We start from the raw sequence: 21,350 nt of genomic DNA, 5'->3' as shown, positions 1-21,350 counted from the left end.
TTCAGTCTTGCCGCATCCCTTCGCGAATGCGAGAAAGCCCGCATCCATGAAATTGCATGCGGAGGCTTTATCGTGCAGCAGGCGGAAATCGGACTGATCGGTCTCGGAGTCATGGGCTCCAATCTGGCGCTCAACATTGCCGAGAAAGGCAATCGCATCGCGGTCTTCAACCGGACGCCGGCGCGCACGGATGAATTCCTCGGGGAAGCCGGCGATCTGGCCGGCCAGATCATCGGTTGCCATACGATCGAAGAGTTTGTTGCCGCCATCCGCCCGCCGCGCCCGATCATCATCATGATCAAGGCCGGCGAGGCCGTCGACCAGCAGATGGCAGCCCTTCTGCCGCATCTCGCCAAAAACGACATCATGATCGATGCCGGCAATGCGAATTTCCGCGACACGGTTGCACGCTTCGAAAAGCTCGCCGGAACCGACGTGACCTTCATCGGCATGGGTGTGTCCGGTGGTGAGGAAGGCGCCCGTCATGGACCTTCCATCATGGTCGGTGGCACGGAAGAGAGCTGGAATCGCGTCGAGCCAGTGCTCACCTCGATCGCCGCCAAGTTCAACGACGAGCCCTGCGTCGCCTGGCTCGGCACCGATGGCGCGGGTCACTTCGTCAAGACGATCCACAACGGCATCGAATATGCCGACATGCAGATGATCGCCGAGATCTACGGCATCCTACGCGACGGCCTCAAGATGTCAGCCGCCGAAATCGGCGAGATCTTCGGTCAGTGGAACAAGGGCCGCCTCAACTCCTACCTGATCGAAATCACCGAAAAGGTGCTGAAGGCCACGGATCCGGAAACCGGCAAGCCGATGGTCGATGTGATTGTCGATGCCGCCGGTCAGAAGGGCACCGGCAAGTGGTCCGCCATCGAAGCACAGAACCTCGCAGTCGCCGCATCCGGCATCGAGGCTGCGGTTGCCGGTCGCGTGCTTTCCTCGCTGCGCGAAGAGCGTATCGCTGCCGAGAAACTTTTCGGCCTGCCGGGACTGCCGGAGGCGCCCAAGGACAAGGCCGCCTTCATCGCCGACCTTGAGAATGCACTGCTCGCTGCCAAGATTGCGGCTTATGCGCAGGGCTTTGCCGTGATGTCCTCGGCCTCGGAAGAGTTCAGCTGGTCGCTGCCCATGCCGACGATCGCCAAGATCTGGCGCGCCGGCTGCATCATCCGCTCGCAGTTCCTCGACGAGATCACCTCGGCCTTCACCAAGGACCCGAATGTCGCAAACCTTGTCGTCACCCCGGCCTTCGCCCAGATGGTCAAGGAAACCGATGGTGCGCTCCGCCGAGTCGTGGCGCATGCAGCACTCTCCGGCCTGCCGGTCCCGGCGCTGTCTTCGGCGCTCTCCTATTTCGACACCTATCGTCGCGGCCGTGGCACGGCGAACCTGATCCAGGCACAGCGCGATTTCTTCGGCGCGCATGGTTTCGATCGGCTCGACGGCAAGGACATCCATCACGGCCCCTGGGCCGGTCAGTTCTAAGAGATCCCGTAACGTCTTGCAGTTCGAGGCCCGATATCCCGCGATGTCGGGCCTCTTTTTCCTTGGGGGCAGACCATGACAGACAGGCTTACGCTTCTCGGCACAAAAGGCGGACCCGCGATCCGTCCCGGCGGGCCCAATCCGACATCAATGCTGCTTGACCTGTCCGGGCGCCGGATCGTCATCGATTGCGGACTCGGCGTATCGAGAGGTCTTGTCGAGACGGGCATGTCGCTCAAGGAACTGGACCTCGTCTTCATTACCCATCTGCATTCCGACCATGTGCTGGAGCTTGGGCCGCTCATCCACACCGCCTGGACTACGGGGCTGGACCATTGCGTCAGCGTCTATGGTCCCAAGGGGACGCGAAACGTCTGGACGGGATTCCTCGCCTCGCTCGCCTACGACATCGAAACACGGATCGCCGACGAGGGACGTCCGGATCTGGCGAACCTGGTCGAAATTGTCGAATATGGTCCGGGCGAGATCTTCCAAGAGGGGGATCTGGTCGTTGAGGCACTGCGCGTCGACCACCCTCCGGTGACGGACTGTTTTGCGCTGAAGATCTCCGGTGCCGATAAGATGCTCGTCTTTTCCGCCGATACCGCGCCCTTCCCGCCGCTTGCCGACTTCGCTCGTGGGGCGGACATCCTCGTGCATGAGGCGATGCTGCCGGAGGGGCTGGACAGCATTGTCAGGCGAACCGGAAACGGTGCCCGTCTGCGCGAGCATCTCGTTGCCTCGCACAGTTTTGCTGCGGATGCAGCTCAGATTGCAACGAAGGCTGGCGTCGGCATGCTCGTCCTCAATCATCTCATTCCGGCCGATGATCCCGCCTTTACCGAGGACGACTGGCGGGCGGCCGTCGCGGCGCATTGGACCGGACCGCTCGTCATCGGTCGCGATGGCCTGCAATTGCCTTGTGAATGACGGCGACCGCGCGCCGATTTTGGTAAAATCCTATGCTTTCGTTTACCCTGGAGTTAACGCCTGTCGCCTAGCGTGCCGGGGCGGTTAACGATTCCGCGCGTATTTCAGGCGATTCATGATGCTATCCGTTAATCTATCTACACTGGCGCTCGGCGCATTTGCAGTTCTGGCGGTTTTCGCTGCGCTTTATGCGCGACATTGGCGCGAGGAGCCGAATCGAAACGAATTCTTGCTGTTTGGCGCGGCATCCGGGCTTGCGGCGCTCGGTGCATTGCTCACGGCCATCTCGGATGGCGGCTATACGCTGATCACGGTTGTCCTCGCCCAGACGCTTGTCCTGTCGGGGGCGGCACTTGCTTGGCAGGGCATGCGGGCCTTCGATCACCGGGCACTTGATCTGAAGCTCGCCGCCGTGGGGCCGCTCGCCTTTTTCCTACTCGCTGCGTCTGCGCCCCTTCTGCAGGATGACGTGACGGCCCGATTCCTGGTCGCCGCCGTTGTCGGCGCGATCTATACCGGATTGGCTGCCTGGGAGCTGAAGGCGTCCGAAGTCGAAGAGCGACTTTCCAACCGTCCCTTCGCCTATCTCTGGTTTGCAGCCCTGTCCGTGGTCCTGCTCATTGCGGCTCTTGTGGCCTTTGTCTGGCCGCTCAACGCCTCTGATGTCGTCGGCTCCGGCCCTCTCTGGCTGACCGTTGTCGCGTTCGCGGCTTTCCTGCATGCGGTCATCGCGCCGCTGTCGATCTTTCTTCTGGTGCGCGACCGCCTGCTGGTGGAACATCGCTGGTCGGCAGCGACCGATAACCTGACCGGCCTTGCCAATCGCTTCACCTTTCTTGACATGCTGCAGACGCTCTCGACCAAGGTGCGCGGCGAAGGGGCCTTCCTCTATGTCGATGTCGACCATGTGAAGCGGATCAACGACCAATACGGGCATTCCGGCGGTGACGAGGTCCTGAAGACCTGCGCTGAACTCATCCTGCGGGAGTTGCCCGAGCACGCCCTGCTCGGCCGTCTGGCGGGTGCAGAGTTCGCCGCCTATGTACCTTTCTGCAAGGTCGAGGAGGCCGAGAAGCTCGGCCACGTCATCCATGACAGCGTCGAGCAGCAGATGTTCTTCCTCGGCGGCGAGCTCGTGCCGGTGACGGTCAGCGTCGGCGTTGCCCATGGCGCCATGCAGGTCACGGCGGACGAGCTCTTGAAGCGGGCGGACGCGGCGCTGCATACCGCCAAGGTCAACGGCCGCAATTCCGTGGTCGTCTGGGACGACGGCCAGCGCCCATCTTACGCCTGAATAAACTCAGCATGGCCAGCGAGTTGGCGTAGGTCTACTGTCGTTATGACGGTTCCCAACGCGGCTCGGTGATGCTCTGCAGAAGTCCGGGGTCGACGCCGTCGATCCTGGCGATCACCGCCTTGGCGAGTTCTCGGCCGGATTGCCGCACATCCTCGTAGACGGCAATGATGTCGGGGCGGATCCAGTTCAGGATCGGCGTGCCCTGTTTGGCGACCAGGTCGATCTCTACGCCGACTCGCTTGCCTGCCGCTTCGATCCCGGCGTTGGCAGCTATGGCGGCGCTGCCAGAGGAGGAGATCAAGCCGTCGGGCGCATCCGGTCCTCGCATCAGATCCTCGACCGCCGCGCGGATCTGCCCCAGCGAAGCGTCGATGTTGATGTGTAGCGGCACTTCCTCCGCACCGAAGGCCTTCAGGCCGCGCATGAAGCCGTCGAATGTATGCTTGTAATAGGTGAGCTTGCTCGGTGGTGGCAGAAGCGCGATGCGCTTGCGGCCGCGCTTCACCAGCCGTTCGACAGCCTCATAAGCGAAGGTTTCGTTGTCGAAGTCGTGATAGGGGTGCTCGATGCCCATGGCGGTACGGCCGTGGGTCGCAAAGGGCATGTTCTGCTCGGTGAGAAGCCGCACCCGGGCGTCATCCGGTTCCGTGCGCGAAATGATCACGCCATCGGCCGAGCCGGTCTCCAGGATGTAGCGCACCGGCAGCATCGGATCCTTGGTATGGGCATGCGGCGTCACCACGATATGGTAGGGCGTGCCGGAAAGAACTTCGGATATGCCGACGACCATCTGGTTGGAAAAGCCCAGGATTTCCTCGTCGATGCCGAGCACCAGCGCGATCACATTGGTCTTGCCCGTTCTGAGGCGCACGCCTGCGCGGTTCGGCTGGTAGCCGAGCTGTCGTGCGACCATGCGCACGCGCTCCTTGGTTTCGGCGCCTATGTCTGGCGCGTCTTTCAGGGCTCGCGACACCGTGGTGATGCCGAGGCCGGTCATGAAGGCGATCGTCTTGAGCGTCGGTCGCTCCTTCGTCGCCACTGGGCGGTCCATGAGGCCGCCCCCTTGCTGATCTGTCATGTCGTCCCCGCCACTCGCACAAGCCACGCTTATAGTTGGCTTTTTCCTGCCTGCAAACCTGGAGACCGGCACCTCCTCCCGGTGCGGTGAATGAAAAATCTGAAACGATACAGTCGATTTGTCGAGCCCTTTTCCATGCTGCATCGCAAAGCAACGCAACCGAAGCGGGAGTTGGCAATTTATCCCTGTTTTCGTCGCCTGTAGAAACGTCAGTGGACGCCTGTGCAGCAATCTATTCCTGGTTTTTCGGCAATTCATTGGAACTGAAACGATACTTCTCATGCTGCTGCGCAATATAAAACTCAACCAAAGCGTTTTGGATGCGAAGCGTGAATTGCACGCCTGCGCTGAAATTTGGATGTAATGGAAAATTTGCAATCCGAAAGGTTGCGCTCCAAAAATCTTTGACATAAGTTTTTCCGGCAACGTTTCAGTGAGGGAGGAGACTCATGAATTTTCGTAGCTTTGCGGCAGCTTTGGCCGCTACTGTCGTCATGCCGTTTGCGGCAGCGCAGGCAACCGATCTCGAAGTAACCCATTGGTGGACGTCCGGCGGTGAAGCCGCGGCCGTCGCCGAACTCGCCAAGGCTTTCGATGCCACCGGCAACAAGTGGGTCGATGGCGCGATCGCCGGTTCCGGCGGTACCGCTCGCCCGATCATGATCAGCCGCATCACCGGCGGTGATCCGATGGGTGCTACCCAGTTCAACCATGGCCGGCAGGCCGAGGAACTGGCTGAAGCCGGTCTGATGAAGGATCTGACGGCCGTCGCCGAAAAGGAAGGCTGGAAGGATATCATCAAGCCGGCGAGCCTGCTTGAAAGCTGCACGATCGACGGCAAGATCTACTGCGCCCCGGTCAACATCCACTCCTGGCAGTGGCTGTGGCTGTCCAACGCTGCCTTCGAGCAGGCCGGCGTTGCCGTCCCGACCAACTGGGACGAATTCGTCGCAGCAGCACCTGCGCTTGAAGCCAAGGGCATCATTCCGCTCGCCGTCGGTGGTCAGCCATGGCAGTCTGCCGGTGCGTTCGATGTGCTGATGGTCGCCATCGCCGGCAAGGAAACCTTCGAGAAGGTGTTCAAGGACAAGGATGCGGACGTCGCAGCCGGCCCCGAGATCGCCAAGGTCTTCAAGGCCGCCGACGATGCCCGCCGCATGTCCAAGGGTTCCAACGTTCAGGACTGGAACCAGGCCACCAATTTGGTGATCACCGGCAAGGCCGGCGGTCAGATTATGGGTGACTGGGCGCAGGGCGAGTTTGCACTCGCCGGTCAGGTTGCGGGCCAGGACTACACCTGCCTTCCGGGCCTCGGCGTGAACGAGATCATCTCCACCGGTGGTGACGCCTTCTACTTCCCCGTCATCAACGATGAAGCGAAGTCTGCAGCGCAGGACGTTCTCGCAGCCACCCTGGTTGCGCCTGCAACGCAGGTCGCTTTCAACCTGAAAAAGGGTTCGCTGCCGGTTCGCGGTGACGTTGATCTGGCCGCTGCCAACGACTGCATGAAGAAGGGCCTCGACATTCTCGCCAAGGGCAATGTCATTCAGGGCACCGACCAACTGCTTTCGGCAGACAGCCAGAAGCAGAAGGAAGACCTCTTCTCCGAGTTCTTCGCCAATCCGTCCATGACCGTCGAAGATGCGCAGAAGCGCTTCGCCGACATCATCGCTTCCGCTGACTAATCGCGGGTGACCTGTCCAGCCAGGGGCGACCCTGGCTGGACACAGGCCATTTTTGACCCGGGGTAGGGCGTCATGCCCGTGTGCCGGCTGCGTGCGGGAAGCGTGTGCGTTTCAGCGTGACGGCCTTGGTGCGACACCCGTGTCCAGGACGAGGAGGACTGACCCATGGCGAGCCCGTCGCATGCTGGTCGACCCAATAAGCTGTTTCGCAATCTGAACGCCAAGATCGCTTCCATTCCCATGGTGCTGACCGCGATGGTCATCTTCCTTGGAGGGACCATCTGGACGGTCGTCTATTCCTTCACCAATTCACGGCTCTTGCCGCGTGCCAACTTCATTGGCTTCGAGCAGTATGAACGTCTGTGGGATGCGCCGCGATGGATCATTTCGATCCAGAACCTGGCTATCTACGGGATACTCTCGCTGATCTTCTCGATCATGATCGGGTTCCTGCTGGCAGCGCTGATGGATCAGAAGATCCGTTTCGAAAACGCGTTCCGCACGATCTTTCTGTATCCCTTCGCGCTGTCCTTCATCGTCACCGGTCTCGTCTGGCAATGGATCCTGAACCCGGATTTCGGGGTGCAGTCGATCGTGCGGTCGTTGGGCTGGGAGACCTTTACCTTCAACCCGCTCTACAATTCGGACATCGTCATCTACGGCATCCTGATCGCCGGTCTCTGGCAGGGCACAGGGCTCGTGATGTGCCTGCTGCTCGCGGGTCTGCGTGGCATCGATGAAGACATCTGGAAGGCCTCGCGCGTCGACGGCATCCCGATGTGGAAGACCTATCTTTTCATCATTATCCCGATGATGCGCCCGGTGTTTATCACTACGCTCGTCATCATCACCTCCGGCATCGTCCGTCTTTATGACCTCGTGGTGGCCCAGACCAGCGGCGGGCCCGGCATCGCTTCCGAAGTGCCGGCCAAGTACGTCTACGATTACATGTTCCAGGCACAGAACCTCGGTCAGGGCTTCGCCGCCTCGACCATGATGCTGCTGACGGTCGCGATCGTCATCATTCCCTGGGCCTATCTCGAATTCGGAGGAAAGAAGCGTGGCTAATCCCGGTTCTCTCAACACCACTGCTGCCGGTTTCGACGCCGTGTCAGACCATGTCGGGTCAGGGCCTCGCGGGGCCAAGCCGAAGCGGACCTTCTCGGGTCGCAATATCATGCTCTACGGATCGCTGATCTTCTTTGCGATCTATTATCTGATCCCGCTCTACGTGATGATCGTCACGTCGCTGAAGGGCATGCCGGAGATCCGTCTGGGCAATATCTTCTCGCCGCCGATGGAGATCACCTTCGAGCCTTGGGTCAAGGCCTGGGCGACCGCCTGCACCGGCCTCAACTGTGATGGTCTGTCCCGCGGCTTCTGGAATTCCGTCCGCATCACCGTGCCTTCGACGCTCATCTCGATCCTGATTGCCTCGGTCAACGGCTATGCGCTGGCCAACTGGCGTTTCAAGGGTGCGGAACTGTTCTTCACCATCCTGATCATCGGCGCCTTCATTCCCTATCAGGTCATGATCTATCCGATCGTCATCGTGCTGCGCGAACTCGGTATCTACGGTACGCTGACCGGCCTCGTTGTCGTGCATACGATCTTCGGCATGCCGATCTTGACGCTGCTCTTCCGCAACTACTTCACCTCGCTGCCGGAAGAGCTGTTTAAGGCCGCCCGCATCGACGGGGCAGGGTTCTGGCAGATCTATCTGAGGATCATGCTGCCCATGTCGCTGCCGATCTTCGTCGTCGCCATGATCCTGCAGATCACCGGCATCTGGAACGACTTCCTGTTCGGCGTGGTCTTCACCAGACCGGAGTATTACCCGATGACGGTCCAGCTCAACAACATCGTCAATTCGGTCCAGGGCGTGAAGGAATACAACGTCAACATGGCCGCAACACTTCTGACCGGCGCCGTGCCGCTCATCGTCTACTTCATTTCCGGACGCCTCTTCGTCCGGGGCATCGCCGCCGGCGCAGTCAAGGGTTAAGCTCATGTCGCATAGTGTATCGATCAAGGACCTCTCGTTGAGCTTCGGCGCCGTCAAGGTGCTGGAAAACCTCAATCTCGACATCGTCGACGGCGAGTTCATCGTTCTCCTGGGCTCATCCGGCTGCGGCAAGTCCACGCTTTTGAACTGCATCGCTGGCCTTCTGGAGCCGACCGACGGGCAGATCTTCATCAAGGGCAAGAACGTCACCTGGGAAGAGCCCAAGGACCGCGGCATCGGCATGGTGTTCCAGTCCTACGCGCTCTACCCGCAGATGTCGGTGAAGAAGAACCTCTCCTTCGGCCTGCAGGTTGCCAAGATGCCGAAGGACGAGATCGAAAAGCGCGTCCAGCGCGCTGCCGACATCCTGCAGATCGGGCCTCTGCTCGACCGCAAGCCGTCGGCATTGTCCGGTGGTCAGCGTCAGCGTGTGGCGATCGGTCGTGCCCTGGTGCGCGACGTCGACGTCTTCCTGTTCGACGAGCCGCTTTCCAACCTCGACGCCAAGCTGCGCTCGGAGCTACGCGTCGAGATCAAGCGCCTGCACCACAGCCTCAAAAACACGATGATCTACGTAACGCACGACCAGATCGAGGCGCTGACGCTTGCCGACCGTATCGCGATCATGAAGAGCGGCGTCATCCAGCAGCTCGCGGATCCGAATACGATCTACAACCAGCCGCGAAACCTCTTCGTTGCCGGCTTCATCGGTTCTCCGTCGATGAACTTCTTGCATGGCGACCTCGTCAACGAAGGCGGCGAGGTCTTCTTCCGCACCCATGACGTTCTCTTCTCGATGAAGGGATATCGCTCGGAGGAGCCGCTGACGGGTGGCCGCAAGGTCATCCTCGGCGTGCGTCCGGAGCATATCAAGGTCGATGAAGAGGCTGGTATCGGCGAGTTGCACGAGGCCGTCGTCGACATCGAGGAGCCGATGGGCGCCGACAACCTGCTCTGGCTCAAACATGCCGGCCACACAATGTCGGTCCGCATCGGCGGCACCCGTCGTTATGCGCCGGGCGCCAAGGTTCGCCTCGGCTTTGACATGGAAGTTGCCTCTCTTTTCGATGCGCAGACCGAAGAGCGCATCTGACACGTTCCCCCCTGCGTCCCGGCCTGTGACCGGGGCGCCTTTTTCTTCTGCAGGACTGTCGTCATGACCCAGAATGCCCACACCGGCGCCATCGATCTCCACGGCGAATGGCGTCTTTCGTCCGCCGACGGCGACCATCAGGCGGCGATCACGCTGCCGGGCGATGTGCATTCGGCGCTACATGCCGCAGGCCTGATCCCCGATCCCTATTTCGGCCGCAACGAGGAAGTCGTGCAGTGGGTCGCCGAGCGCGACTGGGTCATCGAACGTCAGGTCGTCGTCCCTGATATTTCTGGCAGCTGGTATCTCGACATCGACTATCTCGATACGGTGGCCGTCGTCTTCGTCAATGATGTGCCGGTGCTGTCTGCCGACAACTGCTTCCGCCGTTATCGCCCCGATGTGAGCCAGGCGCTGCAGCCGGGCGAAAACACCATCCGCATCGTCTTCCATTCCAGCATCACGGCCGGCGCCGAGCGCCAGGCGCGCCAGCCCTTCTACATTCCCTATTCGACCGCGAATTCCCCGATTCCCAACGGCAATATGCTGCGCAAGCCGCAATGCCATTTCGGCTGGGACTGGAACATCGCGATCGCGCCGCTCGGGATCTACGGCACGCTGTGCTTAAAGAAGCTCGACCCCGCCCGCATCGAGCATGTGGAGACCGAGCAGGTCCATCACGCCGATGGTCGCGTCGAGCTCAAGGTTACCGCTACCATCCATTCGATCGACCCCGCCGTCGTGCCCGTGCATTTCGACCTCGACGGTGAGCGTGTGCGCCTGGACGTCGGCATTGCCGCCGGCGAGACCAAGGTCGTGCATGTCTTCGAGATCGAAAACCCGCGCCTCTGGTGGCCGGCGGGTTCCGGTGAGCAGGCGCTCTATACACTCACCGTCGACCTGCCGACCGAAACCGTCGCCCGCCAGATCGGCCTTCGTACCGTCGAGCTGATCACCGATCCGGATGAGGCCGGCAGCCGCTTCGCGCTCAAGGTCAACGGCCGCGAGATCTTCTGCCGTGGCGCCAACTGGATCCCGGCGGATGCGCTGTTCTCCCGCTCCTCGGAAGAGAAGACCACCGATCTGCTGAATTCCGCCGTCGCTGCACATATGAACATGATCCGCATCTGGGGCGGCGGCTTCTACGAGGCCGACTGGTTTTACGACGTCTGCGACCGGCTCGGGTTGATGGTCTGGCAGGACTTCATGTTCGCCTGCAATCTCTACCCCTGCACGGACGACTTCCTCGACAACGTCGCCCACGAGGTCGAATACCAGGTCAAGCGCCTGTCGAGCCACGCCTCGATCGTCATCTGGTGCGGTGACAATGAGCTCGTCGGCGCGCTTACCTGGTTCCCGGAATCCCGCGACAACCGCGACCGCTATCTCGTCGCCTATGATCGCCTCAATCGCACCATCGAGCAGGGCGTCAAGAAGACCTTTCCCCAGGGCATCTGGTGGCCGTCGAGCCCGGCCTCCGGCTATCTCGACTATGGCGATGCCTGGCATGCCGATGGTTCCGGCGACATGCATTACTGGTCGGTCTGGCACGAGAACAAGAGTTTCGATAATTACCGAACTGTCAAGCCGCGCTTCTGCTCGGAATTCGGCTTCCAGTCCTATACCTCGCTGCCGGTCATCGAGAGTTTTGCCGACAAGGCGGACATGAACATCGCCTCGCCCGTGATCGAGCTGCACCAGAAGAATGCGGGCGGCAATGAGCGGATCGCGGGTACCATGTTCCGCTATTTCCGCTTCCCCAAGGATTTCGCCAATTTCGTCTATCTGAGCCAGATCCAGCAGGGGTTGGCGATCAAGACCGCGGTTGAATACTGGCGGTCGCTGAAGCCGCATTGCATGGGCACGATCTACTGGCAACTCAACGACACCTGGCCGGTCGCCTCCTGCTCCAGCCTTGACTACGGCGGCAGCTGGAAGGCGATGCATTACATGGTGCGCCACTTCTTCCAGCCGGTAGCGGTTGCTGCCATTCCGTCCGAGGATGGCAGCAGCATTGCGCTCTCCATGGTCAACGACACGCTCGATACGGTCACCATCGACGCCAATCTCTTCGTGCTGACGCTGTCGGGTGAGCGCATGCCGCTGAAAAGCGTGCAGGGCGATTGCGGCCCGGATGCCGCCGACCTGCTGGTCACGCTCGATTCCACCGAGATCCCGGCCGACGGCCTGCTCGCCTGGAGCTTCATCGCCTCCAACGGCATGAGCGGGGAGGGGCATTTCGTCCACGGCACCTACAAGGCGCTCGATCTCGAACCGTCACGGCTTGAAACGACGGTCACCCCGACCGCAAACGGTGGCTTCGAAATCACGGTCACAGCGCATGGGCTTGCACTCTTCGTCATGCTCGAAAGCGCGACTGCCGGTCGCTATTCCGACAACGCCTTCGACCTTTCGGCCGGCGAGAGCCGCCGCATCGTCTTCACGCCCGAGACCGCTCTGCCCGCCGGCACCGTACCGAATTTCCGGATCTACGATCTCTACACCTGCCAGTCGGCGGACTGACAGCCATTATACCAAGGCCCTGGGCGCCCGATCCAGGACCAAACGAGGAGGAGACTACCATGACCAAACTCGGCTTTCAGCTTTACAGCGCCCGCAATTTCCAGCCCTTCAGCGGCATCTATCCGAAGCTCCAGGCCGCTGGTTACAGTGAAGTTGAGGGTTACGGCGCCCTCTACGCTTCGCTCGCCGATGGTGAGCTCGATGCCTTCCGCAAGGAGCTCGATGACAACGCCTTGACCATGCCGACCGCGCATTTCGGCCTCGACATGATCGAGAACGATCCGGCTCGCGTGCTCAAGATCGCCAAGACGCTCGGCATCGAGGCGGTTTACTGCCCCTATCTTATGCCCGATCAGCGCCCAACGGATGCGAGCGGCTGGTTCGCTTTCGGTCAGCGCCTCCAGTCCGCCGGCAAGCCGCTGCGCGATGCCGGGCTCATCTTCGGCTGGCACAATCACGACTTCGAATTCGTGGCATTGGCGGATGGATCGACCCCGCAGGAGCAGATCTTCGCCGGCGGTCCCGAGCTCGACTGGGAAGCCGATATCGCCTGGGTCATCCGCGGCAAGGCTGATCCCTTCGCCTGGATCGAAAGCTACGGCAAGCGCATCAGTGCCGTCCACGTGAAGGATATCGCTCCGGCTGGCGAGAATACAGACGAAGACGGCTGGGCCGATGTTGGCCATGGCACAGTCGACTGGAAGGGCCTGATCGCGGCGCTGAAGAGCACAAGCGTCAAGCATTTCGTCGTCGAACACGACAATCCGAAGGATATCGACCGGCTGATCACCCGCTCGATCGCCTCCTTCAACACCTATTGAACTCATCGCAGCAAGCAGGACATTTCCCATGGCACGCGAACTCGGCGTCGGCATCATCGGATGCGGCAATATTTCCACCACCTACTTTTCGCTGGCGCCGCTGTTTCGCGGTCTGAAGGTCGTCGCTTGCGCCGACATCAATATGAGTGCGGCGCAGCTGCGTGCCGAAGAATACGGCGTGAAGGCGCAGACCATTGACGAGCTTCTCGCCAATCCCGAGGTCGATATCGTCGTCAACCTGACGATCCCGGATGCGCATTACCCGGTCTCCAAGCGCATCCTCGAAGCCGGCAAACACGTCTATTCGGAAAAGCCGCTGGTTCTCTCGCTCGAACAGGGCGAAGACCTGCGCACGATTGCCAAGGCCAAGGGCCTGTCGGTCGGCTGCGCACCAGACACCTTCCTTGGCGGAGCACACCAGCTGGCGCGCGCCTATATCGACAAGGGCGGTATCGGCCGCGTCACGTCGGGCACCTGCCATGTGATGAGCCCCGGCATGGAGATGTGGCACCCGAACCCGGACTTCTTCTTCCTGCCCGGCGGCGGCCCGGTCCTGGACCTCGGCCCTTACTACATCGCCAACCTGATCAACCTGATCGGTCCTGTAAAGCGGGTGGCTGCCCTGACCTCGATGGCCAACGAGACCCGCACGATCACCAGCCAGCCGCGCAATGGTGAGACGATCCCGGTCAAGACCCCCACCAACATTCATGCGCTCTTGGAATTCCAGAATGGCGCCACGATCACGCTGTCCGCCAGCTGGGACGTCTGGAGCCACCGCCACGCCAATATGGAACTCTACGGCACCGATGGCTCGCTCTATGTGCCCGATCCGAACTTCTTCGGCGGGGTCGTGGAGGCCTCCGGTCGCGACAAGAACATCCAGCCGCTCGAGGCCTGGGATCATCCCTTCGGTCGCAACAACCAAGAAAGCCCGCAAGGCCCGCGCGCCAACTACCGCACGGCGGGTCTTGCCGACATGGCAGTCGCGATCCTCGAAGGCCGCGATGCCCGCTGCTCGCTCGACCGAACCCTGCACGGCGTCGATGTCATGGTGTCGATCCTCAAGTCCGGCGAGACGGGAGAATTCGTTACCTTGTCGACAACCTGCACTCAACCGGCTGCCCTGGGTATCGACGAAGCGCAGGCTCTGCTTAGATAAGGGTGAGTTCTGCCCCTCATCCGGCTGCCGCCACCTTCTCCCCGTAAACGGGGAGAAGGCCGGTTTGGCCGGCGTCTTGCCACCTTCTCCCCGCTTGCGGGGAGAAGGTCCCGGCAGGGGGATGAGGGGCGAGTATGAATCGTCTGCATCTGGGAGAGAACCATCCATGACCTATACCCCCGCCGAAAACCGCTATGAGCGGATGACCTACAATCGCTGCGGCAAGAGCGGGCTGAAGCTGCCGGCGATCTCGCTCGGCCTCTGGCACAATTTCGGCAGTGACACGCCGCATTCCACCAAGCAGGCGATCTGCCGTAGGGCTTTCGACCTCGGCATCACCCATTTCGACCTCGCCAACAATTACGGCCCGCCGGCCGGCTCTGCCGAAGAAGCGTTCGGCGAAATCCTCAAGACCGATTTCCGGGGTTACCGCGACGAGCTGATCATCTCGTCCAAGGCCGGCTACAACATGTGGCCCGGTCCTTACGGCGAATGGGGCAGCCGCAAATATCTGATCGCGTCCTGCGATCAGAGCCTGAAGCGCATGGGTCTCGATTATGTCGACATCTTCTATTCGCACCGCTTCGATCCCGACACGCCGCTCGAGGAAACCTGCGGCGCGCTCGACCACATCGTCCGCTCTGGCAGGGCGCAGTATGTCGGCATTTCCTCCTACAACTCCAAGCGTACCCGCGAAGCCTACGATATCCTCAAGAGCCTGGGAACGCCGCTCCTCATCCACCAGCCCAGCTATTCGATGATCAATCGCTGGATCGAGGAAGACGGCCTGATCGACACGCTGGAAGAGCTCGGCGTCGGCTCCATCGTCTTCTCGCCACTCGCCCAGGGCATGCTGACCTCGAAATACCTGAACGGTATTCCGGAAGGCACCCGCGCGACGCAGGACAAGTCGCTCGACCCGGGCTTCCTCAGCGAACGCAATCTCGAAAACATCCGGGGCTTGAACAAAATCGCCGAAAAGCGCGGCCAGACGCTGGCGCAGATGGCGCTCTCCTGGGTCCTGCGCGGCAAGCGCATCACCACAGCGCTGATTGGCGCGTCGAAGCCCTCGCAGGTGGAGGATTGCGTCAAGGCCATCGAGACGCCGGACTTTACGACGGAAGAACTGGCCGAAATCGACGTCTTCGCCAAGGACGCCGACATCAACATCTGGGCGGCCTCTGCTGAGCGCAAGGGCCCGCCGCGGAAGAAGAAGTAAAGAGGAAGACCCTCCCCTTGAGGGGGAGGTGGGCACAGCGGCCAGAGAGGGATCTTCTCCCTTGCGGGGGAGAACGGGATTTCAGCAGCTTAGCGTCAGCTAAGTGCTAGAAATCCCAAGAGAGGGGTTTGTCAGTCAGGTAATCCCTCTCCTGAAAAATCTAGGGCTTGAGCCTTCAGCTAAGACTTTGATTTTTCTTCCTCTCCCGCAGGGGGAGAGGTAATTGCGGAGGAGAAAACACGCCATGATCATCAACCCCATCCTGCCGGGCTTTAATCCGGATCCGTCGATCTGCCGCGTGGGCGACGATTACTACATCGCGACTTCCACCTTCGAATGGTATCCCGGCGTGCAGATCCATCACTCGCGCGACCTCGCGACCTGGGGGCTCGTCTGCCGCCCGCTCAACCGCGCCAGCCAGCTCGACATGCGCGGTAATCCTGACAGCTGCGGCGTCTGGGCGCCGTGCCTGTCTTATGCCGACGGCCTCTTTTGGCTCGTCTATACCGACGTCAAACGCTTCGAAGGCTCGTTCAAGGACGCGCATAATTACATCGTTACGGCCCCCGCGATCGAAGGCCCCTGGTCCGACCCGATCTATGTCAATTCGTCCGGCTTCGACCCCTCGCTCTTCCATGACGATGACGGCCGGAAGTGGTTCTTGAACATGCAGTGGAACCACCGCCCCGAGGCGCGCAACACCATCGGCCATGCGAAATTCGACGGTATCCTGCTTCAGGAATGGGACCCGAAGACGCAAAAGCTCACCGGCCCGATCAAGAACATTTTCGAGGGCAGCAAACAGGGCTTGGTCGAAGGCCCGCATCTCTTCAAGCGCAATGGTTGTTATTACCTGACGACCGCCGAGGGCGGCACCGGCTACGACCATGTCGTCACGATGGCGCGCTCCCGCGCGATCGACGGCCCCTACGAGATGCATCCGAACACGCATCTCATCACCTCGAAGGATGCCCCGGACGCCGTGTTGCAGCGCGCCGGTCACGGCCAGTATGTCGAGACGGCTGACGGAGAGGCCTATCACACCCATCTCTGCGGTCGCCCGATGGGCCCGAAGCGCCGCTGCACGCTCGGCCGCGAAACAGCCTTACAGAAATGCGTCTGGAAGGAAGACGGCTGGCTCTATCTCGAACAGGGCGGCGTTGTGCCTGATGTCGAGGTGCCGGCACCTCATGGTGCCGTCAAACGCGAGGAGCCGGTCGAGATTGTGAGAACCTTCGACAGCGCGGACTTACCGAAAGAATTCCAGTGGCTGCGAACGCCGCATCCCGAGCGCCTGTTCAGCCTGACCGAGAGGGCAGGGCGCTTGCGCCTCTTCGGTCGCGAAAGCATCGGCTCCTGGTTCGAACAGTCGCTGGTCGCCCGTCGCCAGGAGCAACACCGCTTCCGCGCCGAGACACGTCTTGAATTTAAGCCCGAAACCTATCAGCAGGTCGCGGGCCTCACCCATTACTACAATCGCTATAAATTCCACGCGCTGGGTGTGTCCATCGACGAAAAGCTCGGCCGCTCGCTGATCATCCTGTCCTGCCCCGGCGATTATCCCTCCGGCAATCTTACTTTCCCAATCGGCATGGGCCAATCGATCCCAGACGGCGCCATCGATCTCGCCATGGAGATCACCGACAACGACCTGCAATTCTTCTGGCGGGTCGCAGGCGAAGGCGCGTGGCAGTCCATCGGCCCCGTCCTCGACGCCGGCGTTGTCTCCGACGAAGGCGGCTTCGGTGAACACGGCTCGTTCACCGGCGCCTTTGCCGGCATGTTCTGTTTCGACATCACGGGGCAGGGTCGCCCAGCCGATTTCGAGCGGTTCGTCTATCGGCGCGCGTGAGGGGCACAATCGTTTCCGTCGTCATCCTCGGGCTTGTCCCGAGGATCCACTGCCTTCACACGCGATTCGACGGTCGTAGATGCTCGGGACGAGCCCGAGCATGACGGCGTGAGGTTGAAGCTCACCCCAACCGCTCCGCATGCCACTTCAGATGATCTTCCATGAAGGTCGAAATGAAGTAGTAGGAATGGTCGTAGCGCTCATGCATGCGCAGCGTCAGGCCGATATCGGTACCCTTCACCGCCTCTTCGAATTTCCAGGGCGCAAGGCCCGTCTCGAGGAAACTGTCCGCCTTGCCCTGATCGATGAGGACTTCCGAGAAGCGGGCACCGTCTTCCACCAGCGCGCAGGCGTCGTATTCGCGCCACTTCGCCCTGTCAGGCCCCAGATATTTCTCGAAAGCGTCCTGTGTCCAATCGGCGGTCAGCGGGTTGACGATGGGGGCGAAGGCCGAGCAGCTCTTGAATCGATCAGGATTCTTCAGCGCAATCGTCATGGCGCCATGGCCGCCCATGGAATGGCCGAAAATGCCCTGGCGGTCCATGTCGGCGCGGAACTGTTCGGCGATCAGCGCCGGCAGTTCCTCCGTGATGTAGGAATACATCTGGTAATGCTCGGCCCAGGGCTTTTCTGTGGCATTCAGATACATGCCCGCACCCTTGCCCATCTTCCAGTTGGTCAGCTCGTCGGGCACGTCATTGCCGCGCGGGCTCGTGTCCGGGCAGACGATGATGAGGCCAAGCTCGGCAGCCATGCGGCGGTATTCGCCCTTTTCCATGACATTGGCATGGGTGCAGGTGAGCCCGGAGAGATACCAGAGTACCGGCCGTTTTTCGGCGATCGCCTGCGGGGGCACGAAGACGGCAAAGGTCATCTCGGTGCCGGTTGCTTCCGACTGATGCGAGAAGACGCCCTGCATGCCGCCGAAGGCGGTGTTCTGGGAGAGGATATTCATGGGGATCTGTCCTTATTCCGGGCCCTTGCGGGGCTCACTTCTTGATCCGCCGGCAGAGCCTGTCAAGCGTTTCGAGAAAAGCCGAGCGGTCGCGGGGCGAAAAGGCGGCGTTGTAGCCCTTGCTCTCGCTGGTCTCGCGCAGATGGGCCCCGAGATCGCGCATCGCCGTCGCCATGCCGATATTGGCCGTGTCGAAGATCCGCCCGGTCGGTCCGGTCACCAGCGCACCGGCGGCCACACAGCGCCCGGCCAGCGGCACGTCGGCGGTGATAACGATATCACCCTCGCCGCAGTGCTCGGCAATCCAGTCGTCGGCCGCATCGAAGGCGCCGGATACGATGACATTCTTGACCATCGGATCGCGAGAGGGGCGCAGGCCAGAATTGGCAACGAAGGTGACGGGCAGATCATGCCGCTCGGCCACTTTCAGGATCTCCGGCTTCACCGGACAGGCATCGGCATCGACATAGATTTCGGACATCGGATCAGTCGTCAAAGTATTTGCGATAGTCCCGTGCCGCGTGCAGGAGACGGATCAGCTCGATGTCGTCTGCGGTATCGAGCGGTTGGTAGATAATCAAGTAGCGGCGGAAGGGGAAGATGCAGACGCCTAAAAGCCTCCGCTAGTGGCGTTCCCGGAATGCCGCTATCAGTTCTTCTGCACTCTCCATCGGCGTGACCTCACTGCTTCCGAGACCGATCTCTGTTTGTCGGAGGACCGCGTTGCTCCAGAAATCGTTGTCCAGCTCTGGAATTTCACTCGTGTCGATGTCTTCGTCGGGCAGGTTTGCCAGTTCTTCCGAGGCTGAGTTCCTTGTCGAAATGCCGGGGCATCTTTGGGCCTCCTGTCCAATCTTAACGGAGCCCGATTGTATCATTGTCCGGTTGCAGCAGGCCAGAGAACTCCCGGAAAACTTTGACCTCAGACCTTATCCTCGCCGCAGCATATCCACATGCGGAATCCCATCCTCCAGATACTCCTCCGAGATCACCTCAAACCCGAGTGACCCGTAGAATTTCTGCAGATGGCTCTGTGCCGAAATCTCGATCGGCTCTGCAGGATAGAGTTTCTCCACCTCTGAAATCGCCTCGCGCATCAGCGCATCCCCCAGCCGCTTGCCGCGATGATCGGGCGAGACCGCAACGCGTCCGATGCGGGGGTGATGCTCCGGTGTCGGACGCCAGAGCCTTGCACAGGCCAACAATTCGCCATCCATCAGCAGCCGCAGATGCAGGCAGTCCTTGTCGTTACCGTCGAGTTCCGGATAGGGGCAGTGCTGCTCGACGACGAAGACGTCGACGCGCAGCTTCAGCATGGCGTAGAGATCGATGGCGGAGAACCGGTCGAGCCTCCGCACGTCGACTGTGTAAGGCACAGACATCAATAGACCACGACGCCGCGGATCGATTCGCCCTTGTGCATCAGGTCGAAGCCCTTGTTGATGTCTTCGAGCGGCATGGTGTGGGTGATCATCGGGTCAATCTGGATCTTGCCCTCCATGTACCAGTCGACGATCTTCGGCACGTCGGTGCGCCCGCGCGCACCGCCAAAGGCCGTGCCCATCCAGTTGCGGCCGGTGACCAGCTGGAACGGGCGCGTCGAGATTTCCTGGCCGGCGCCTGCGACGCCGATGATGACGGACTTGCCCCAGCCGCGATGCGAGCTCTCCAGCGCCTGGCGCATCACCTTGGTGTTGCCGGTGCAGTCGAAGGTGTAGTCGGCACCGCCGATCAGGTCGTTGCCGCGCTTGGTCATGTTGACGAGATAGGGCACGATGTCGTCGCCGACTTCCTTCGGATTGACGAAATGCGTCATGCCGAACTTCTCGCCCCAGGCCTTGCGGTCCGGGTTGATGTCGACGCCGATGATCATGTCGGCACCGGCAAGGCGCAGTCCTTGCAGGACGTTGAGACCAATGCCGCCGAGACCGAAGACGATGGCCGTCGAGCCGATCTCGACCTTGGCGGTGTTGATGACTGCGCCGATGCCGGTCGTCACACCGCAGCCGATGTAGCAGATCTTGTCGAAAGGCGCGTCCGGGTTGACCTTGGCAACCGCGATCTCGGGCAGAACGGTAAAGTTCGAGAAGGTCGAGCAGCCCATGTAGTGGTGGATCTTGTCCTTGCCGATCGAGAAGCGGCTCGTGCCGTCAGGCATCACGCCCTGGCCCTGGGTGGCGCGGATCGAGGTGCAGAGATTGGTCTTGCGCGAGGTGCAGGAATAGCATTCGCGGCATTCCGGCGTGTAGAGCGGAATGACATGGTCACCCTTCTTCACCGAGGTGACACCCGGGCCGACATCGACGACGATGCCTGCACCTTCATGGCCGAGAATGGCCGGGAAGAGACCTTCCGGGTCTGCGCCCGAGAGCGTGAAATCATCCGTGTGACAGATCCCGGTGGCCTTCACCTCGATCAGCACTTCCCCGGCGCGCGGGCCTTCGAGCTGAACGGTCATGACCTCGAGCGGCTTTCCAGCCTGGGTGGCGACGGCGGCGCGAACATCCATGGTTTTTCTCCTGACAAATCGTTGGTGGCGACTTTCGCACGGCTTTAGCATCCGGCTCAAGGGCTGAGCCGGATTTTCTCAAAAGTCTGATTCTTCTCGTCTATTCCGCCTGCAGAACGGGGAAATGCGGCGCGGCGTCGGCGCGGAGCTTGCCCGTTTGGCGGGGGTCTTCGAAGATCTCGACCATGCGCTTATAGGGACGGAAACCGGAGCGCTGGTAGAAGGCGAGTGCCGCCGGATGGTCGAGATGGCAGGTGTGAACCCAGAAGCGCGATATCGGCTTGTCCCATGCCTTGTCGATCGCGACATTCATCAGGATGCGCCCAGCGCCCGATCCGATCAGGCTCTGGTCGAGGCCGAAAAAGGCAAGTTCGCATTCCCCGGCCTGGCGGAAGTCGAGCTCCAGAAGTCCGAGCCTTTCGCCGTTGCGCATCAGCGCAAAAATCTCGACGGCGGGATCTTCAATGATCGCCGACAGCTCGTCATCCGCCATCACGGCGCGGGAGACCCAGAGCCAATCTTCTCCCACGCGGCGGTAGAGCGCGCGGTAATCCTCAAGCGCTGGCGCGTTCCAGCGCTCGACCGTCAGCCCATCGGTCGGCGGATTGGGGCGAGGTGCTGGTCTTGTCGTCATCTCAAGGCAGGTGACGATGGTCGCGAGCATGTTCGGCGCGACATCGTGATAGCCGGCGGGGAGGAGCTTTTGATCGGTATCCATGCGGTCTCT

19 protein-coding genes are annotated in these 21,350 nt (G+C 61.1%); 12 read left to right on the top strand and 7 right to left on the bottom strand.

Translation table 11 applies throughout. The features are described 5' to 3' along the window. Positions 1-72: 72 nt before the first annotated feature. From gndA to D4A92_RS18005, 3 genes are all read left to right on the top strand, one after another. Positions 73-1,494 carry an NADP-dependent phosphogluconate dehydrogenase gene (gndA, locus tag D4A92_RS18015; protein ID WP_203016328.1) on the top strand — a complete coding sequence of 474 codons (1,422 nt, stop codon included), beginning with the start codon at positions 73-75 and terminating at the stop codon, positions 1,492-1,494. Positions 1,495-1,569: 75 nt separating this feature from the next. Beyond that, positions 1,570-2,424: an MBL fold metallo-hydrolase gene (locus D4A92_RS18010; RefSeq protein WP_203016326.1), complete on the top strand. Its 855-nt coding sequence runs from the start codon at positions 1,570-1,572 to the stop codon at positions 2,422-2,424. A gap of 115 nt (positions 2,425-2,539) precedes the next feature. Beyond that, a complete protein-coding gene (locus D4A92_RS18005; RefSeq protein WP_203016325.1) occupies positions 2,540-3,718 on the top strand; it encodes a GGDEF domain-containing protein in 1,179 nt (392 codons plus the stop codon). Positions 3,719-3,761: 43 nt separating this feature from the next. On the opposite strand, the gene D4A92_RS18000 is transcribed toward D4A92_RS18005, so the two are convergent. Next, positions 3,762-4,799: a LacI family transcriptional regulator gene (locus D4A92_RS18000; protein WP_246753973.1), complete on the bottom strand. Its 1,038-nt coding sequence runs from the start codon at positions 4,797-4,799 to the stop codon at positions 3,762-3,764. Between the two features lie 449 nt (positions 4,800-5,248). On the opposite strand from D4A92_RS18000, the gene D4A92_RS17995 reads away from it, so the two are divergent. The 9 genes from D4A92_RS17995 to D4A92_RS17955 all read left to right on the top strand — a co-directional run bounded on the left by D4A92_RS17995 (position 5,249) and on the right by D4A92_RS17955 (position 17,159). Next, positions 5,249-6,484, top strand: coding sequence for an ABC transporter substrate-binding protein (locus tag D4A92_RS17995; protein WP_203016324.1), 1,236 nt, complete (start codon positions 5,249-5,251; stop codon positions 6,482-6,484). Positions 6,485-6,649: 165 nt separating this feature from the next. Continuing rightward, entirely contained in the window at positions 6,650-7,552 is a 903-nt protein-coding gene (locus D4A92_RS17990; RefSeq protein ID WP_203016323.1) for a carbohydrate ABC transporter permease, read from the top strand. Continuing rightward, positions 7,545-8,489, top strand: coding sequence for a carbohydrate ABC transporter permease (locus tag D4A92_RS17985; RefSeq protein WP_203016322.1), 945 nt, complete (start codon positions 7,545-7,547; stop codon positions 8,487-8,489). Before D4A92_RS17990 ends, D4A92_RS17985 begins: the two co-directional genes overlap by 8 nt. Positions 8,490-8,493: 4 nt before the next feature. Next, positions 8,494-9,582: an ABC transporter ATP-binding protein gene (locus D4A92_RS17980; RefSeq protein WP_203016321.1), complete on the top strand. Its 1,089-nt coding sequence runs from the start codon at positions 8,494-8,496 to the stop codon at positions 9,580-9,582. 63 nt (positions 9,583-9,645) lie between these two features. Next, the gene (locus D4A92_RS17975; RefSeq protein ID WP_203016320.1) at positions 9,646-12,105 is read left to right on the top strand and encodes a beta-mannosidase; all 2,460 of its coding nucleotides are present in this window, start codon (positions 9,646-9,648) and stop codon (positions 12,103-12,105) included. A gap of 59 nt (positions 12,106-12,164) precedes the next feature. Next, positions 12,165-12,926, top strand: a complete 762-nt coding sequence (locus D4A92_RS17970) for a sugar phosphate isomerase/epimerase family protein (RefSeq protein WP_203016318.1) — start codon at positions 12,165-12,167, stop codon at positions 12,924-12,926. Between the two features lie 28 nt (positions 12,927-12,954). Further along, positions 12,955-14,088, top strand: coding sequence for a Gfo/Idh/MocA family protein (locus tag D4A92_RS17965; protein WP_203016315.1), 1,134 nt, complete (start codon positions 12,955-12,957; stop codon positions 14,086-14,088). Positions 14,089-14,254: 166 nt separating this feature from the next. Continuing rightward, positions 14,255-15,307: an L-glyceraldehyde 3-phosphate reductase gene (mgrA, locus tag D4A92_RS17960; protein ID WP_203016314.1), complete on the top strand. Its 1,053-nt coding sequence runs from the start codon at positions 14,255-14,257 to the stop codon at positions 15,305-15,307. A 244-nt stretch (positions 15,308-15,551) separates the two neighbouring features. Beyond that, a complete protein-coding gene (locus D4A92_RS17955; RefSeq protein WP_203016313.1) occupies positions 15,552-17,159 on the top strand; it encodes a glycoside hydrolase family 43 protein in 1,608 nt (535 codons plus the stop codon). 121 nt (positions 17,160-17,280) lie between these two features. On the opposite strand, the gene fghA is transcribed toward D4A92_RS17955, so the two are convergent. The 6 genes from fghA to D4A92_RS17925 all read right to left on the bottom strand — a co-directional run bounded on the left by fghA (position 17,281) and on the right by D4A92_RS17925 (position 21,341). Beyond that, the gene (gene fghA, locus D4A92_RS17950; RefSeq protein ID WP_203016312.1) at positions 17,281-18,114 is read right to left on the bottom strand and encodes an S-formylglutathione hydrolase; all 834 of its coding nucleotides are present in this window, start codon (positions 18,112-18,114) and stop codon (positions 17,281-17,283) included. Positions 18,115-18,148: 34 nt separating this feature from the next. Beyond that, positions 18,149-18,595 (bottom strand): YaiI/YqxD family protein, encoded by a 447-nt coding sequence (locus D4A92_RS17945; protein ID WP_425958010.1) that lies wholly within the window; start codon positions 18,593-18,595, stop codon positions 18,149-18,151. 4 nt (positions 18,596-18,599) lie between these two features. Continuing rightward, complete coding sequence (locus D4A92_RS25335) at positions 18,600-18,695, bottom strand: hypothetical protein (protein WP_203016310.1); 96 nt, start codon at positions 18,693-18,695, stop codon at positions 18,600-18,602. Between the two features lie 348 nt (positions 18,696-19,043). Further along, positions 19,044-19,499 carry a GNAT family N-acetyltransferase gene (locus D4A92_RS17935; RefSeq protein WP_203016309.1) on the bottom strand — a complete coding sequence of 152 codons (456 nt, stop codon included), beginning with the start codon at positions 19,497-19,499 and terminating at the stop codon, positions 19,044-19,046. Then, entirely contained in the window at positions 19,496-20,623 is a 1,128-nt protein-coding gene (locus D4A92_RS17930) for an S-(hydroxymethyl)glutathione dehydrogenase/class III alcohol dehydrogenase (protein ID WP_203016308.1), read from the bottom strand. The genes D4A92_RS17935 and D4A92_RS17930 overlap by 4 nt, the downstream gene beginning before the upstream one ends. 100 nt (positions 20,624-20,723) lie before the next feature. Next, positions 20,724-21,341, bottom strand: a complete 618-nt coding sequence (locus D4A92_RS17925; RefSeq protein WP_203016307.1) for a GNAT family N-acetyltransferase — start codon at positions 21,339-21,341, stop codon at positions 20,724-20,726. Between the last annotated feature and the right edge of the window lie 9 nt (positions 21,342-21,350).

Origin of the sequence: Rhizobium rosettiformans (genome assembly GCF_016806065.1) — a bacterium.
Taxonomy (GTDB): domain Bacteria; phylum Pseudomonadota; class Alphaproteobacteria; order Rhizobiales; family Rhizobiaceae; genus Allorhizobium.
This window is presented reverse-complemented; position numbering and strand designations above follow the sequence as displayed.

What these genes read in the sequence shown, in the direction of transcription:
- D4A92_RS17995 (WP_203016324.1), top strand. Translation starts at nt 5,249, where the DNA reads ATGAATTTTCGTAGCTTTGCGGCAGCTTTGGCCGCTACTGTCGTCATG.
- D4A92_RS17945 (WP_425958010.1), bottom strand. Translation starts at nt 18,595, where the DNA reads ATGTCCGAAATCTATGTCGATGCCGATGCCTGTCCGGTGAAGCCGGAG.
- D4A92_RS17980 (WP_203016321.1), top strand. Translation starts at nt 8,494, where the DNA reads ATGTCGCATAGTGTATCGATCAAGGACCTCTCGTTGAGCTTCGGCGCC.
- D4A92_RS17975 (WP_203016320.1), top strand. Translation starts at nt 9,646, where the DNA reads ATGACCCAGAATGCCCACACCGGCGCCATCGATCTCCACGGCGAATGG.
- D4A92_RS18005 (WP_203016325.1), top strand. Translation starts at nt 2,540, where the DNA reads ATGATGCTATCCGTTAATCTATCTACACTGGCGCTCGGCGCATTTGCA.
- D4A92_RS18000 (WP_246753973.1), bottom strand. Translation starts at nt 4,799, where the DNA reads ATGACAGATCAGCAAGGGGGCGGCCTCATGGACCGCCCAGTGGCGACG.
- D4A92_RS17970 (WP_203016318.1), top strand. Translation starts at nt 12,165, where the DNA reads ATGACCAAACTCGGCTTTCAGCTTTACAGCGCCCGCAATTTCCAGCCC.
- D4A92_RS18010 (WP_203016326.1), top strand. Translation starts at nt 1,570, where the DNA reads ATGACAGACAGGCTTACGCTTCTCGGCACAAAAGGCGGACCCGCGATC.
- fghA (WP_203016312.1), bottom strand. Translation starts at nt 18,114, where the DNA reads ATGAATATCCTCTCCCAGAACACCGCCTTCGGCGGCATGCAGGGCGTC.
- D4A92_RS17925 (WP_203016307.1), bottom strand. Translation starts at nt 21,341, where the DNA reads ATGGATACCGATCAAAAGCTCCTCCCCGCCGGCTATCACGATGTCGCG.
- D4A92_RS17990 (WP_203016323.1), top strand. Translation starts at nt 6,650, where the DNA reads ATGGCGAGCCCGTCGCATGCTGGTCGACCCAATAAGCTGTTTCGCAAT.
- mgrA (WP_203016314.1), top strand. Translation starts at nt 14,255, where the DNA reads ATGACCTATACCCCCGCCGAAAACCGCTATGAGCGGATGACCTACAAT.
- D4A92_RS17930 (WP_203016308.1), bottom strand. Translation starts at nt 20,623, where the DNA reads ATGGATGTTCGCGCCGCCGTCGCCACCCAGGCTGGAAAGCCGCTCGAG.
- D4A92_RS17965 (WP_203016315.1), top strand. Translation starts at nt 12,955, where the DNA reads ATGGCACGCGAACTCGGCGTCGGCATCATCGGATGCGGCAATATTTCC.
- D4A92_RS17955 (WP_203016313.1), top strand. Translation starts at nt 15,552, where the DNA reads ATGATCATCAACCCCATCCTGCCGGGCTTTAATCCGGATCCGTCGATC.